Source organism: Pseudomonas sp. D1HM, assembly GCF_019266105.1.
In the GTDB taxonomy this organism is placed as follows: Bacteria; Pseudomonadota; Gammaproteobacteria; order Pseudomonadales; family Pseudomonadaceae; genus Aquipseudomonas; species Aquipseudomonas taetrolens.
Map to the genome: position 1 here is coordinate 458,299 of NZ_LRMN01000003.1, position 14,993 is coordinate 473,291.

13 protein-coding genes and 1 pseudogene are annotated in these 14,993 nt (G+C 59.2%); 6 read left to right on the top strand and 8 right to left on the bottom strand.

The genetic code is table 11. The features are described from left to right. Positions 1 to 149: 149 nt before the first annotated feature. The 3 genes and pseudogenes from AWM69_RS05245 to AWM69_RS05255 all read left to right on the top strand — a co-directional run bounded on the left by AWM69_RS05245 (position 150) and on the right by AWM69_RS05255 (position 3,430). Positions 150 to 962 carry an inner membrane protein YpjD gene (locus AWM69_RS05245; RefSeq protein WP_131652594.1) on the top strand — a complete coding sequence of 271 codons (813 nt, stop codon included), beginning with the start codon at positions 150 to 152 and terminating at the stop codon, positions 960 to 962. A gap of 138 nt (positions 963 to 1,100) precedes the next feature. Then, positions 1,101 to 1,853, top strand: a pseudogene (locus AWM69_RS05250) (transporter associated domain-containing protein); the annotation flags it as partial. A gap of 260 nt (positions 1,854 to 2,113) precedes the next feature. After that, entirely contained in the window at positions 2,114 to 3,430 is a 1,317-nt protein-coding gene (locus tag AWM69_RS05255) for an MFS transporter (RefSeq protein WP_131652592.1), read from the top strand. A 123-nt stretch (positions 3,431 to 3,553) separates the two neighbouring features. On the opposite strand, the gene purT is transcribed toward AWM69_RS05255, so the two are convergent. The 5 genes from purT to AWM69_RS05280 all read right to left on the bottom strand — a co-directional run bounded on the left by purT (position 3,554) and on the right by AWM69_RS05280 (position 6,794). After that, entirely contained in the window at positions 3,554 to 4,735 is a 1,182-nt protein-coding gene (gene purT / locus AWM69_RS05260) for a formate-dependent phosphoribosylglycinamide formyltransferase (protein ID WP_048378738.1), read from the bottom strand. A 105-nt stretch (positions 4,736 to 4,840) separates the two neighbouring features. Next, positions 4,841 to 5,305, bottom strand: a complete 465-nt coding sequence (locus AWM69_RS05265) for a VUT family protein (RefSeq protein ID WP_131652591.1) — start codon at positions 5,303 to 5,305, stop codon at positions 4,841 to 4,843. 110 nt (positions 5,306 to 5,415) lie between these two features. Continuing rightward, a complete protein-coding gene (locus AWM69_RS05270) occupies positions 5,416 to 5,631 on the bottom strand; it encodes a DUF1289 domain-containing protein (RefSeq protein WP_131652590.1) in 216 nt (71 codons plus the stop codon). Further along, complete coding sequence (locus tag AWM69_RS05275) at positions 5,628 to 6,152, bottom strand: gamma carbonic anhydrase family protein (RefSeq protein WP_048378731.1); 525 nt, start codon at positions 6,150 to 6,152, stop codon at positions 5,628 to 5,630. Before AWM69_RS05275 ends, AWM69_RS05270 begins: the two co-directional genes overlap by 4 nt. A gap of 39 nt (positions 6,153 to 6,191) precedes the next feature. Next, on the bottom strand, positions 6,192 to 6,794 hold the full coding sequence (locus AWM69_RS05280) for a CoA pyrophosphatase (RefSeq protein WP_131652588.1): 603 nt from the start codon (positions 6,792 to 6,794) through the stop codon (positions 6,192 to 6,194). Between the two features lie 133 nt (positions 6,795 to 6,927). Here AWM69_RS05280 and AWM69_RS05285 point away from each other — a divergent pair, with 133 nt between their 5' ends. Both AWM69_RS05285 and AWM69_RS05290 read left to right on the top strand, forming a co-directional pair. Further along, entirely contained in the window at positions 6,928 to 7,488 is a 561-nt protein-coding gene (locus tag AWM69_RS05285; RefSeq protein ID WP_218725913.1) for an NUDIX hydrolase, read from the top strand. 40 nt (positions 7,489 to 7,528) lie between these two features. Beyond that, positions 7,529 to 8,095 carry a murein L,D-transpeptidase family protein gene (locus tag AWM69_RS05290; protein WP_218725914.1) on the top strand — a complete coding sequence of 189 codons (567 nt, stop codon included), beginning with the start codon at positions 7,529 to 7,531 and terminating at the stop codon, positions 8,093 to 8,095. A gap of 72 nt (positions 8,096 to 8,167) precedes the next feature. Here the strand turns inward: AWM69_RS05290 and AWM69_RS05295 are convergent, their stop codons facing one another. Together AWM69_RS05295 and purL are read right to left on the bottom strand one after the other, a co-directional pair. Then, on the bottom strand, positions 8,168 to 8,479 hold the full coding sequence (locus tag AWM69_RS05295; protein WP_218725915.1) for a YqfO family protein: 312 nt from the start codon (positions 8,477 to 8,479) through the stop codon (positions 8,168 to 8,170). A gap of 4 nt (positions 8,480 to 8,483) precedes the next feature. Next, the gene (purL, locus tag AWM69_RS05300; RefSeq protein ID WP_218725916.1) at positions 8,484 to 12,380 is read right to left on the bottom strand and encodes a phosphoribosylformylglycinamidine synthase; all 3,897 of its coding nucleotides are present in this window, start codon (positions 12,378 to 12,380) and stop codon (positions 8,484 to 8,486) included. A 285-nt stretch (positions 12,381 to 12,665) separates the two neighbouring features. On the opposite strand from purL, the gene mltF reads away from it, so the two are divergent. Next, the gene (mltF, locus tag AWM69_RS05305; RefSeq protein WP_218725917.1) at positions 12,666 to 14,123 is read left to right on the top strand and encodes a membrane-bound lytic murein transglycosylase MltF; all 1,458 of its coding nucleotides are present in this window, start codon (positions 12,666 to 12,668) and stop codon (positions 14,121 to 14,123) included. Positions 14,124 to 14,205: 82 nt separating this feature from the next. Here mltF and pdxJ read toward each other — a convergent pair whose 3' ends face one another. After that, positions 14,206 to 14,943 (bottom strand): pyridoxine 5'-phosphate synthase, encoded by a 738-nt coding sequence (gene pdxJ / locus AWM69_RS05310; protein WP_218725918.1) that lies wholly within the window; start codon positions 14,941 to 14,943, stop codon positions 14,206 to 14,208. Positions 14,944 to 14,993 lie beyond the last annotated feature (50 nt).

A 14,993-nucleotide genomic window follows, 5' to 3' on the forward strand; every position in this document is an offset into this window, starting at 1 on the left:
TGATGCTCGGCGAGCCTGCGGCGTGGGCAGGTCGCGGATTATAGCGAAGACTGGCCGCGGCGGACACCTTGCCGTTGGCTTATGTGGTCTTTCGTGTACGGGCGGTTGTATGCCAAACTCAGTCCTTTCGGGCTTGCCTAACAGGATTTATGCTCCCCTTGTCACCCAGCTTGCTACCCAGCCTCGCCGCCGCCTGTATCTATGCCGCTGCGACCTTCTATCAAGGCACTTGCCTGCGCCAGGGCGCAAAGGCGAACAAGCGCCTGTTGGTGACGCTTGGCATTCTTGCCGTGCTCACCCACGCCATCAGCCTCTTTACCCATCTGATGACGCCAGCCGGTCTCGAACTGGACTTCTTCAGTGCAGCCAGCCTGATTGCCGTGGCGGTCATCACCGTGACGCTGGTCGCCTGCGCCCGGATCCCGGTCGAGAACCTGCTGCTGCTTCTATACCCGCTGGGCATGCTCACCGTGCTGCTGTCCGAATTCGCACCGCCCGGTACGGTTCAGGTCATCAATGAAGAGCCGGGCATCCTCGCGCATATTCTGTTGTCGATCCTGGCCTATGGCATGTTCACCATCGCGGTGTTCCAGGCCTTGCTGCTGTCGCTGCAAAACTACCAGCTCAAACACAAACACCCGAAAGGCCTGATCAAGAACTTTCCGCCCCTGCAAACCATGGAAAGCCTGCTGTTCGGCTTCCTGTGGGCCGGATGGTCCCTGCTCTCGCTGTCGCTGATCTCGGGCTGGCTGTTCCTGGGCAACCTGTTTGCCCAGCATCTGGTGCACAAAACCCTGCTGGCCTGCCTGGCATGGATCGTATTCAGCGTGCTGTTGCTGGGACGCCACCATCTGGGCTGGCGCGGGCACAAAGCCATCCGCTGGACGTTTGCCGGGTTCTGCCTGCTGATGCTGGCCTACTTTGGCAGCAAGCTGGTTCGCGAATACATTCTGCATATCTGACGGGCGATGATTATGGATAGCTTGCCCCCCGGGCCGTTACTCGCAGTACTGGCAATATTGATCGCCGCTGCCGGGATGCTTGCCGGCTTTTTCTTGCGCCAGCGCATCAGCGTGGTTCAACGTGTTGAAGCCCAGCAGCCTGGCCATGACGACACCCTGCCGGATGACCAACAGCCCAACAGTCGCCCGCACCTGCTCTCAGGCATCCATGCGCTGGACAACATCACGGTCAATGACATCCTCATCCCGCGCAATGAGGTTGAAGGCATCAACCTGGATGACTCGATCGAGGCCCTGACCGAGCAGCTTCGTCATACCGAGCGCACGCGCCTGCCGGTGTTTCACAATGACATCAACCAGGTCGAAGCCATCCTCAACACCCGACATGTCCAGCACCTGCTGGCGGATGCAAGCCTGACCAAGGAAGCCATACTGGCGGTCTGCCACGAACCTTACTTCGTCCCGGAAAGCACCCCGCTGCAATTGCAACTGCTGAACTTCCACAAGCAGCAGCGCCGCATGGGCGTGGTGGTCGACGAATACGGCGAAGTGCTCGGGATCGTGACACTCGAAGACATCCTCGAAGAAATCGTCAGCGAGTTCGAGAACGAACAGAATATCGACAACCCGCTCATTGACCCTCTGCCTGACGGGCGCTTTGTGATCGATGGCGCAGCCTCTATCCGCGACCTGAACAAAAGCCTGGGCTGGCACCTGCCCTGCGACGGCCCGAAAACACTCAACGGACTTGTCACCGAGGCGCTGGAAACCATTCCGGAGACCACCGTTTGCCTGAAAATCGGCGCCTACCGCCTGGAAATCCTCGAGACCGAGGACAACCGCGTCAGCCGCGTGCTTATCTGGCACAACAGCGTCAAGCCCGCGGTTTAATCAGCGCTCCAGGCCTTGTTCGATTCGAACCGGCCTCCCTATAATCATCCTCGCTTACCCAAGCCTTGCCGACACGCGTGCTACCCGCACCCCGCGTTGCCGGCATGTTGCGTTACGCAACACCTGCGCCCGTTCCCATCCCGAACTGCGCTTGCACCCGCCCTTATCCGCCAGGGCAAACGACCATAAAAACTGCTCTGCCACGTCCGCAGCAAAAGCGAATGAAGGCTAAAGGGCTCATAACTGTCAGGGATATGCGCATGACCACCAGCACCACTTACAGCGAAGCTTCGCCCGACAAACCGGTCAACTCCGCAACCCGCGTGGCGACGGCCAGTTTTATTGGCACGGCGATCGAGTTCTACGACTTCTATGTGTATGCCACTGCCGCAGCACTGGTCATCGGCCCCGTGTTTTTCCCGCAGACCTCCGGAACCGCGCAAATGCTGTCGGCGTTCCTGACCTTCGGTATCGCTTTCCTTGCTCGTCCGCTGGGTTCGTTCCTGTTCGGCCACTTTGGTGACCGGGTCGGACGCAAATCCACCCTGGTCGCTTCGCTATTGCTGATGGGCGTGTGTACCACCCTGATCGGTGTGCTGCCGGGTTACGCCACCATTGGTGCCTGGGCGCCGATCCTGCTTTGCGTCCTGCGCTTCGGCCAAGGGCTGGGCCTCGGGGGTGAATGGGGAGGCGCTGCACTGCTGGCCACCGAGAACGCCCCCAAAGGCAAGCGCGCCTGGTACGGCATGTTCCCGCAACTGGGCCCTTCCATCGGCTTTCTCGCCGCCAACGGCTTGTTCCTGATCCTGGCCATGAGCCTGACCGACGAACAGTTCCGCTCCTGGGGCTGGCGGATTCCGTTCCTGCTCAGCGCGGCACTGGTGATGGTCGGCCTGTATGTGCGCCTGAAGCTGGAAGAAACCCCGGTATTCGCCAAAGCCATCGCCCAGCATGAACGCGTGAAAATGCCGATCGTTGAGCTCTTCAGCCAATACTGGGCGCCGATGCTACTGGGCGCCGCCTCAATGGTGGTGTGCTATGCACTCTTCTATATCTCGACCGTGTTCTCACTGAGTTATGGCGTTTCGACCTTGGGTTACACCCGCGAAACCTTCCTCGGCCTGCTGTGTTTTGCCGTGCTGTTCATGGCTGCCGCGACGCCCTTGTCGGCCTGGGCCAGCGACCGCTACGGGCGCAAACCGGTATTGATTGTTGGCGGCGTGCTGGCAGTGTTGTCCGGCTTTTTGATGGAGCCTTTGCTCACTCAGGGTTCGACCTGGGGGGTGGCGCTGTTCTTGTGCATCGAGCTGTTCCTGATGGGCGTGACGTTTGCGCCGATGGGCGCCCTGCTGCCTGAACTGTTCCCGACCCGGGTCCGTTACAGCGGCGCATCGGCCGCGTACAACCTGGGCGGGATCGTCGGTGCATCCGCCGCGCCGTTCTTCGCGCAAAAACTGGTGAGCATGGGGGGCTTGAGCTGGGTGGGCGGCTATGTATCAGGCGCAGCCATACTCAGCCTGATCGCTGTTCTGTGCCTGAAGGAAACAAGAGAGGCTGACCTGAACAAGGTCGCGTGAGGGCAGAAGCGCTGCAGGAACGAGCGTGCTCGCGATTGTATCAACGCGGCCTGACTAAAAACCGCGTCGCATGCATCGCGAGCACGCTCGCTCCTGCAGATAAATCATCCAGTCGATGTTTCGTTACAGCTCTACAACCACCGCTTTGGCAGCACGGGTCGCTTTGGCCCGCGCGGCTTCAATCGACTCATCCCGCGCCAGGGCAACGCCCATGCGGCGCTGACCGTTGACTTCAGGCTTGCCGAACAGGCGCAACGCCGTGTCTGGCTCGCTCAAGGCCGCACCCAGATTGGAAAAGGCAGTTTGAGTGGACTGCCCCTCCACCAGGATCACCGCCGAAGCCGATGGACCGAACTGACGAATCAACGGAATCGGCAAACCCAGAATCGCCCGTGCATGCAGCGCGAACTGCGACAGGTCCTGCGAGATCAGTGTGACCAGGCCGGTGTCGTGCGGGCGGGGTGAAACTTCGCTGAACCAGACCTCGTCGCCCTTGATGAACAGCTCGACACCAAACAGGCCGCGACCACCCAAGGCTTCGGTAACGGCCCTGGCAACGCGCTCCGACTCAGCCAGGGCTTTCGGGCTCATGGCTTGTGGCTGCCAGGACTCTTGATAATCGCCTTTCTCCTGACGATGACCGACAGGAGCACAGAACGTGGTGCCACCCACATGTCGTACGGTGAGCAAGGTGATTTCATAATCAAAGTCGATGAAGCCTTCGATGATGACTCGGCCCTTGCCCGCACGCCCGCCTTCCTGGGCGTAGTCCCAGGCTTTTTGGACGTCCTCGGCGCTGCGCAGCAGGCTCTGGCCCTTGCCCGAGGAACTCATCACCGGCTTGACCACGCACGGGAAGCCGAGGTCCAGCACTGCCCGGCTGTAATCCTCGAACGTATCGGCAAAGTGATACGGCGACGTTGGCAGATCCAGCTCTTCAGCCGCCAGGCGACGAATACCTTCACGGTTCATGGTCAGCGAGGTCGCTCGTGCGGTAGGAATGACTGTGAAGCCTTCAGCCTCCAGCTCAACCAGCGTCGCCGTCGCGATGGCTTCGATTTCCGGCACGATGAAATCCGGTTTCTCGGCCTCGATCACTGCACGCAACGCGGCGCCATCGAGCATGTTGATAACGTGACTGCGGTGCGCAACCTGCATCGCTGGTGCGTTGGCGTAGCGATCGACGGCAATCACTTCAACGCCCAGGCGTTGCAGTTCGATGACAACTTCTTTACCCAGCTCGCCGCAGCCACACAGCAATACGCGGGTCGCGGTCGGCGACAGTGGAGTTCCGATACGGGTCATTTCAGGTCCTCAAGGAAACAAATCATCGAAGGCGCTTGCCAAGCCAGCGCCTGCTGGGAAGAAAGGCCGGGATTTTACATGATCTGAAGCGTACGGCCTTACTGCTTACTGCACAGTCGCTTTGCGCAAACGCCAGGCCATCGCCAGCCATACGCAGGTCACGCCGGCAAATTTCGAGGCCATGGCGGTGACGATCACGCCCGTGGTAAAGGCGTCGATCATGCCAAAGAAGATGAAGGTATCAATAGGGATGCTCAGGGCAGAGCTGATCCACAACCGGTCATGCAACGGCCGCTTGGTGATGCTGAAGACGAGCCAGTCAATGCATTCGGACACGGCAAAGGCCGTGGCACTGGCGAGGGCAATCGAGGGATCGGAGGTGATGTACGACAGCACCAGCGCCACCAGCATGGCCAACAGGGCACCATGCCCGAAACGGGTCTGCACCATGTCGCGCAGGACAAACACCAGTCCGCCCCAGGCCGACCAGATAATGTCCAGATGGGGCGCTGTCGAAAACGCGAAGTTAATCAGCACAACGCTGGCGATATAAGCGATCAGATACAGCATGGGAGCGCGCGACACCTCTAAATAAGGCGCACAGGGTACTTGAGTCAGTCAAAACTGTGTAGCCGCTGCGCAGCCATCGCAGCCCTGCTCTCCTCCAGCGGCTACCGCTATCAGGTGTGCGATGCGCCGCCCGGCATCCACAGCATGCCGCCGGACTTTGCCCGCTCATGACACAACGCCAGCACTTCACGACGCTCAGGGTTGCTCATGCGGCTCCAGCGGGTGATTTCTGCGACTGTACGCTGGCACCCGGTGCACAGGTCATCGTCATCCAGCGCACAGATATTGACGCAGGGCGAAGCCACGGGACGCTCCGGGGTGGTCATTCTTCCTGCTCCGACAGTTCACGGGCATACCGCTGACCGTTTTTTACATAGTGCGCCGCGCTGGCCTCAAGCAGCTTTTTCTGCTCATCGGTCAAATCACGCACAACCTTGCCCGGCGATCCCATGACCAGGGACCCGTCAGGAATTTCCTTGCCTTCACCGATCAGCGAATTGGCGCCGATGATGCAGTGCTTGCCGATTCTGGCGCCATTGAGGATCACCGCGTTGATCCCGATCAGGCTGTAATCGCCGACCGTGCAGCCATGCAGCATGGCGTTATGACCAATGGTTACGCCAGTCCCTAGCGTCAGCGGATAGCCCATGTCGGTGTGCATCACCGCCCCGTCCTGAACGTTGCTGTGCTTGCCGATCAGGATCAGCTCATTGTCGCCACGCAGTACAGCGTTGAACCAGACACTGGCGCCCTCCTCCAGCCGCACCTTGCCGATCAGGGTGGCGTTCGGGGCTGTCCAGCTTTCGGGATGTGTGTCGACGAGCGAGTCGCCCAGGCGGTACTTCATGGAAATGTCCTCAGGGGCCACGGCCATCTGCTGATGGCTCTATATGGGGGTGGAACGCTCAGGTGGCGTATGCAGGCTGATGTTGACGTCATCATAAAGCAGGTTCATCAGCTCAACGATCATGATGGCTGTCAGCCCCCAGATCTTGTACACCCCAAAACGGTAGCTGGGCACATACCAACTGCGCCCCTGGTAATCGATGCGGTGTGTATGCTCCCGCGGATCCTGACGAAAGAACTCCAGCGGCACGCTGAACACGGCAGCGATCTCGGCATCGTTGGCCAGATACTCAACGTAGTCCGGCACCAGCCCCACGTAGGGTGTAACGCGGATACCGTGCAACGAAATCAACGGACTAAGCGGCCCGATCACTTCGACCAGGCCGGGCGGAAGACCGATTTCTTCTTCAGCTTCGCGCAGGGCCGTAAAGACCAGATCCGGGTCTTCAGGATCACGCCGGCCACCCGGAAAAGCCACTTCGCCGCCGTGGGTAGACAACCCGCTGGCTCGCAGGGTCAAAATCAACTCGGGTTGGGCACTGCGCGTCACCGGTAGCAGCACCGCGGCTTCGGGGAAGCGTCGATCTGTTTCCAGCGTTCGCGGGGTGTAGCGGCTCACACGGCCAAGTAGCTCGTCCAGCATAGGTCATCCCGATCGGTCACTTAACGGGCATCATGCACCAAATTGCCTGAGTCACCCAAGCCCCGCACTGTCGCAGCACTTGCCGCAAGCCCGTCTCACCCCCCAAGATAGGCACCAGACCAGAGACTTCAGCATGAAATTTTGCAATCAGTGTGGCCATTCTGTCAGCCAGCATATTCCGCAAGGCGACTCACGCTTGCGCTATGTGTGCGACCACTGCCGCACCATCCACTATCAAAACCCCAATATCGTTGCCGGATGCCTGCCGACCTGGGGCACGCAAGTGTTGCTGTGCCGTCGCGCCATTGAACCGCGCAAAGGCTACTGGACACTGCCTGCGGGCTTTATGGAAAACGGGGAAACGGTCGAACAGGCCGCACGACGCGAAACACTTGAAGAAGCCTGCGCGCAATTACAGAGCCTGAGCCTTTACACCTTGATCGATGTACCGCACATCAATCAGGTGCATATTTTCTACCGTGCCGAACTGCAAAGCCTGGACTTTTCCGCCGGAGAAGAGAGCCTTGAAGTTCAACTCTTTGAAGAAGCGGACATCCCTTGGTCAGAGCTGGCTTTTCGCACGGTGAGTCGTACCTTAGAATGCTTTTTCGCTGACCGGACAGCCAACATCTATCCGGTGCGCAGCGAAGCCGTACCGCCATTGAGCGGTCTGAACCACCCCAACAATCAATAATGAATGATGTTTGATTCGCACCCTCAGGAATGCCCCTCCAATGCGCTGGTTGCTCGCCGCTCTTTGCCTGTCCTTCACCCTGACGTGCCACGCCGACGTTACCGTTACGATCAACGGCAAACCGGTCGATAAAAATCAGGTACTCACGCCAACCAGGCCTTTGCCAAAAAGCAGCCTAGGGCAGCCCGTGGAAAAGATCCTGGTGCTCAAGTCTGCCCGTAAACTGCAGTTAATCAGCGACGGCAAGCCGATCAAGACTTACCGTATTTCATTGGGCAAGCAGCCCAAGGGCCCGAAAATTCGCGAGGGCGACAAACGCACACCTGAAGGGCTTTACTGGATCGACTGGCGCAAGAGAAGTGAAAAATTCAATCTGGCGATGCATATCTCCTATCCCAATGTCAGCGATGCCGCACAAGCCAGACGTGAAGGATTCAGCCCGGGGTCGATGATCATGATCCACGGTACACCTGACACCGAAGAAAACCCTGAAGAGCTGTTCCATACCCTGGACTGGACCGACGGCTGCATTGCCATGAAGAACTACGAAATGCGCGAAGTCTGGAACCTGACCAAAGACGGCACGATGATAGAAATTCGCCCCTGAGCACGCCCGCCTCATACAAAAAAGCCCGCTGACCGTTACCGGTTCAGCGGGCTTTTTTGATCGGGCCTCAAGCTAGAGATCCGCCAGGCGCCATACTTCATACGCAGGGGTTTCGTACGGGTGGCTGAGCTTGAGCGCAGCCACCACGGCCTGGATCAGATCATCTGCGACGACCAGCTCAACTTTCCATTCACCGACGAATTCGACCTGGCCGGTTTGCCCGATAAACGGCTGACTGCCGTCCAACGCGCGAAACTGACCCTGGCCCAATGTTTGCCAGGCGCAGTGGTCATAGCTACCGATACGTCCGCCACCGGCGGCGAATACAGCATCCTTGACCCCTTCGACATGGCTCGGCGGCACGAAAAAGCTGAGCTTGTACATCGTCTTAGTTCACCCAGGCACGGGCGTTACGGAACATGCGCAACCAAGGTGCATCTTCGTTCCACTCCTCAGGACGCCACGAGTTCTGCACGGCACGGAATACACGCTCCGGGTGCGGCATCATGATCGTCACACGACCGTCAAGGCTGGTAAGACCGGTAATCCCGCGCGGCGAACCGTTCGGGTTGGCCGGGTAGTTTTCCGTGACCTTGCCGTGGTTGTCGACGAAGCGCAGTGCTACGCAGCCCGACAGATCCGCTTGCAGCAGTGCTTCTTCGCTGGCGAACTCGGCATGACCTTCGCCGTGAGCGATGGCGATAGGCATACGCGAACCGGCCATGCCCTGCAGGAAGATCGAGTTCGACTCCTGCACTTGTACCATTGCCACACGGGCTTCGAACTGCTCGGAACGGTTACGCACAAAGTGCGGCCAGAACTCGCTGCCCGGTACCAGTTCACTCAGGTTGGACATCATCTGGCAACCGTTGCACACCCCGAGGGTGAAGCTGTCGGTACGCTCGAAGAAGCCCTGGAATGCATCACGTGCACGGGTGTTGAACAGTGCCGATTTGGCCCAGCCTTCACCGGCACCCAATACGTCGCCGTAAGAGAAGCCACCGCACGCGACCATGCCCTTGAATTCGTTCAGGTCGACACGGCCCGCCAGGATGTCGCTCATGTGAACGTCGACCGCGTTGAAACCGGCACGGTCGAACGCCGCCGCCATTTCAACCTGACCGTTGACGCCCTGCTCACGCAGAACGGCCACTTGAGGACGAATGCCTTTCTTGATGTAAGGCGCACTGATGTTGGCGTTGACGTCAAAGCTCAGCTGCACGCTCAGGCCTGGATTGTCTTCTTCCAGCAGCGCATCGAATTCTTGCTGCGCGCAATCGGCATTGTCACGCATGCGCTGGATCTGGAAGCTGGTTTCGGCCCACTGACGCTGCAACTCACCGCGCTGGCCGGCAAAGACTTTTTCACCGTTGAAGGTGATGGTGACTTCGCTGTTGTTCAGCGGCTGGCCGATCACGTCGACGCATTCACCCAGGCCAGCAGCGCTGAACTGTGCGAGCACGTCGGCGGTCGCGTCCTGACGCACCTGAATCACCGCACCCAGTTCTTCGTTGAACAGGACGGCCGGGATCTGGTTCACGTTGTCAGCCAGGCAATCCAGGGTCAGGTTCAGACCACAATGACCGGCGAAGGCCATTTCCATCACGCTGGTCAGCAGACCACCGTCAGAACGGTCGTGGTAAGCAAGCAGATGGCCATCAGCGTTCAAGCCCTGAATCACCGCGAAGAAGGCCTTGAGGTCTTCAGCGTCATCCACGTCCGGAGCCTGCTTGCCCAACTTGCCGTAGGTCTGGGCCAGGATCGAGGCGCCCATGCGGTTCTGGCCACGGCCCAGATCGATCAGGATCAGATCGGTCAGGCCTTTGTCCATGCGCAACACCGGGGTCATGGTCTGACGCACGTCGAGCACCGGAGCAAAGCCGGTGACCACCAGCGACAGTGGCGAGGTCACGGTTTTGTCAGTGCCGTCTTCGTTCCAGCGGGTTTGCATCGACATCGAGTCTTTGCCCACCGGAATGGTAATGCCCAGTTCCGGGCACAACTCCATGCCGACAGCCTTGACGGTGTCGTACAGACGGGCGTCTTCGCCGGGGTGACCCGCTGCGGACATCCAGTTGGCAGACAGTTTGATGTCGCTGATTTTGCCGATACGCGAAGCCGCGATGTTGGTCAGGGTCTCGCCGATTGCCATGCGGCCCGACGCCGGAGCATCCAGCAGTGCCAGCGGAGTGCGCTCGCCCATGGCCATGGCTTCACCGGTGTACACGTCGAAGCTGGTGGCGGTTACAGCCACGTCAGCCACGGGCACTTGCCACGGACCAACCATTTGATCACGCGCAACCAGACCGGTAATGGTGCGGTCGCCGATGGTGATCAGGAAGCTTTTGCTGGCGACGGCCGGGTGATGCAGCACACGCTCGACACATTCACCGATGTTCAGCGTTGAGGGATCGAAGTCATCGCCCAGTTCGGCTTCACGTACTGCCGAACGGTGCATGCGAGGTGCCTTGCCCAGCAACACTTCCAGTGGCATGTCCACCGGGTTGTTGCCGAAGTGGCTGTCGGTCACGGTCAGTTGCGGCTCTGCAGTGGCTTCACCCACCACGGCAAACGGACAACGCTCACGTTCGCAAATCGCCTGGAAGCGCGCGAAGTCCTCAACGCCAACCGCCAGAACGTAACGTTCCTGGGATTCGTTGCTCCAGATTTCGTGCGGGGCCATGCCCGGCTCGTCGTTTGGAATGTTACGCAGTTCAAAACGACCGCCACGCTCGCCATCGTTGACCAGCTCAGGGAACGCGTTGGACAGACCGCCAGCGCCCACGTCGTGGATGAAGCTGATCGGGTTCTTGTCACCCAGCTGCCAGCAACGGTCGATCACTTCCTGGCAGCGACGTTCCATTTCAGGGTTTTCGCGCTGTACCGAAGCGAAGTCCAGGTCAGCCGAGCTGGCGCCTGTCGCCATGGAGGACGCTGCACCACCACCAAGACCGATCAACATCGCCGGGCCACCCAGCACGATCAGCTTGGAACCAACGGTGATTTCTGCCTTCTGCACGTGTTCGGCGCGGATGTTGCCCATGCCGCCAGCCAGCATGATCGGCTTGTGGTAGCCGCGCACTTCTTCGCCACGCGGGGTGGTGATGGACTGCTCGAACGTACGGAAATAACCGGTCAGGGCCGGACGACCGAATTCGTTGTTGAATGCAGCGCCGCCCAGCGGGCCTTCAATCATGATGTCCAGCGCGTTGACGATGCGCTCAGGCTTGCCGTAAGGCACTTCCCACGGCTGTTCAAAACCAGGGATCTGCAGGTTGGATACGGTGAAACCGGTCAGGCCGGCCTTTGGCTTCGCGCCACGACCGGTAGCGCCTTCGTCACGGATCTCGCCACCGGAACCGGTCGCGGCACCCGGGAACGGAGCGATGGCCGTCGGGTGGTTGTGGGTTTCAACCTTCATCAGGATGTGTACCGGCTCCTGCACCGCGCCGTACTGGCGGGTCTCCGGGTCCGGGAAGAAACGCCCGGCAACGCTGCCCACGATGACAGAAGCGTTGTCTTTATAAGCAGACAACACGCCTTCGCTGTGCATGACGTAGGTGTTCTTGATCATGCCAAACAGGCTTTTTTCCTGGCTCTGGCCGTCAATATCCCAACTGGCGTTGAAGATCTTGTGGCGGCAGTGCTCAGAGTTGGCCTGGGCAAACATCATCAGTTCGATGTCGTGCGGGTTGCGACCCAAACCGTTGAAGGCATTGACCAGATAATCGATTTCGTCTTCAGCCAGGGCCAGGCCCAGTTCGACGTTAGCCTTTTCCAGCGCAGCACGACCGCCGCCCAGCACATCAATAGCCGTCAACGGCTTCGGCCTGGCATGGCTGAACAAGCCGGCGGCCTGCTCCAGGTTATCCAGTACGAGTTGCGTCATACGGTCGTGCAATGCAGCAGCAATCAGTTCGGCCTCTGCGTCGCTGAACTGGCCAGCCACGTAGAAAGCAATGCCACGCTCCAGGCGCTGGATTTTAGCCAGGCCACAGTTGCGGGCAATGTCGCTGGCCTTGCTCGACCAGGGAGAAATGGTGCCAAACCGCGGCAACACCAAAAACAGTCGGCCGCTCGGCTCTTGAACCGGCACGCTGGGGCCGTACTTCAGGAGACGAGCCAGTACCTGCTGTTCATCGCTGGTCAGCTCACCGGTGACATCGGCAAAGTGGGCGAATTCAGCATACAAACCGGTGACAGACGGAACCTTGAGGCTCAGTTGTGCAAGGAGTTTGCTGTGGCGAAAGGCAGAAAGGGCAGGAGCGCCGCGCAGGATCAACATCTTCGGGACAGCCTCGGAAGGGGTGTGCTTTGAGGCCCGGCATTCTAGCCTAAACAGCTCGCCACGGCACCCGAAACGGCACACCTGAAACACCCCAAACGCCACTAAACGACCAAAGCCTTATTCTTTATGGCTATCAGACACGTAAACAATGGTCATTTATCGTCTTTAAAAACCCGTCACCCCCCCATTTCATAGGGGTTCCAGCGGTTTACCGGTCTGTTATCAGAATGACCACACATTGTCGAGATATGGCACCCGCTGCGCTTTGCGTATACTGCGCGAATGTTTTCTCTATCTGCATTCCGCCAGCGTTGCGCCAAATGGCTCCTCGCAACCGGACTCTTCCTGATGCTCGGTGCCTGCGTTGAAAAACCAAGCACACTGGAGCGAGTAAAGGAGGATGGAGTACTGCGGGTGATCACCCGGAACAGTCCGGCCACCTACTTCGAAGATCGCAATGGCGAAACCGGCTTTGAATACGAGCTGGTAAAACGCTTTGCCGACGATCTTGGCGTAGAGCTGAAAATCGAGACAGCCGACAACCTGGACGACATCTTCACGCAGCTGGGCCAGCCCGACGGCCCGGCTTTAGCTGCTGCCGGTCTGGTCAGCAGCGAGAAACGCCTGCAGCAAGCCAGGTTCTCCCATCCCTATCTCGAAGTAACGCCCCAGGTCATCTATCGCAACGGCCAGTCACGCCCGACATCAGCGGCCAACCTGGTGGGCAAACGCATTACCGTGCTTAAAGGCAGCTCCCATGCCGAGCAACTGGCCGAACTGAAAAAGCAGTATCCAGGCATCAATTACGACGAATCCGATGAAGTGGAAGTCGTCGACTTGCTGCGCATGGTGGATGAAGGCCAGATCGACCTGACTCTGGTCGACTCCAACGAAGTGGCCATGAATCAGGTGTACTTCCCCAATGTTCGTGTGGCCTTCGACCTCGGAGATTCACGCAGCCAGCGCTGGGCAGTGATGGCGGGCGAAGACAACAGCCTCCTGAACGAAATCAACGCGTATCTCGACAAGGTCGAGAAAAACGGCACGCTGCAAAGGCTCAAGGACCGTTACTACGGGCACGTGGACGTGCTGGGTTACGTGGGCGCCTATACGTTCGCCCAGCACCTGCAGCAGCGCCTCCCCAAGTATGAAAAATTCTTCAGGGACGCCGCCAAAAAGGAACAGCTCGACTGGCGCCTGCTGGCAGCCATGGGTTACCAGGAGTCTTTGTGGCAGGCTGCCGTTACGTCCAAAACGGGTGTTCGCGGGCTGATGATGCTGACTCAAAACACTGCGCAAGCAATGGGCGTATCCAATCGACTGGACCCCAAGCAAAGCATTTTTGGTGGCGCCAAGTACCTGGCACTGATCAAGAGCGAGCTTGATGACGCTATCCCGGAGCCTGATCGCACGTGGTTTGCGCTGGCCGCTTACAACGTCGGTGGCGCTCACTTGGATGACGCACGCAAACTGGCCAAAAAAGAAGGCCTGAACCCCAACAAGTGGCTGGACGTGAAAAAAATGCTGCCTCGCCTTGCGCAGAAGCAGTGGTACAGCAAAACCCGCTATGGCTACGCCCGGGGCGGAGAGCCTGTGCACTTCGTGGCGAACATCCGTCGCTACTACGACATCCTGACGTGGGCCACGCAGCCGCAGCTGGAAGGCGATCAGGTTGCCAAAGAGCAGCTGCATATCCCCGGCATCGACAAGACCAAGCCTAAAGAAGAGCCGCAGCTTTAAGCTGGCGCCCCACTGCAGATGCTGCCCCGGCAAGAAGGCTGCGATCCTTTAAAGAGCAAAAGATCGCAGCCTGCGGCAGCGCCTACGCCGCGGCCAGAATCAGTGCTTTCATCTCGGCCACTGCCGATTTGAAACCCACGAACAACGCGTGCGCCACCAGCGCATGACCGATGTTCAACTCGTTAATACCCTTAATGGCCGCGATGGCTTCCACGTTGTGGTAGTGCAAGCCATGCCCGGCGTTCACGATCAGGCCCTGGGCCAGACCAAACGCCACGCCATCCGCCACGCGCTTTAACTCTTCGGCCACGTCGGTCGGGGTTTGCGCATCGGCGTAACGCCCGGTGTGCAGCTCAATCGCTGGCGCTCCGACACGCTTGGACGCGGCAATCTGCCGTTCATCGGCATCGATAAACAGCGACACCTCACACCCTATTTTTGCCAGCCGATCGACTGCGGCCTTGATTCGGGCTTCTTGCCCCGCGACATCCAGGCCGCCTTCGGTGGTCAATTCCTGGCGGGTCTCGGGAACCAGGCAGATGTGAGCCGGACGAATGCGCTCGGCAAATGCCATCATCTCTTCCGTTACGCCCATCTCGAAGTTCATGCGCGTTTGCAGCACATCCTTGAGCAGCAGCACGTCACGCTCTTGAATATGACGACGATCTTCGCGCAGATGCACGGTGATGCCGTCGGCGCCCGCCTCTTCAGCGTCCAGCGCGGCCTTGACCGGATCAGGGTAACGCGTGCCGCGAGCCTGACGCAGCGTGGCTACGTGGTCGATATTCACGCCGAGAAGAATGCGATTGCTTTGAGTCACGTGGGCTCTCCTGAAGAGCTGAAGATTCGGTGCACAGCATACCGGTCTAT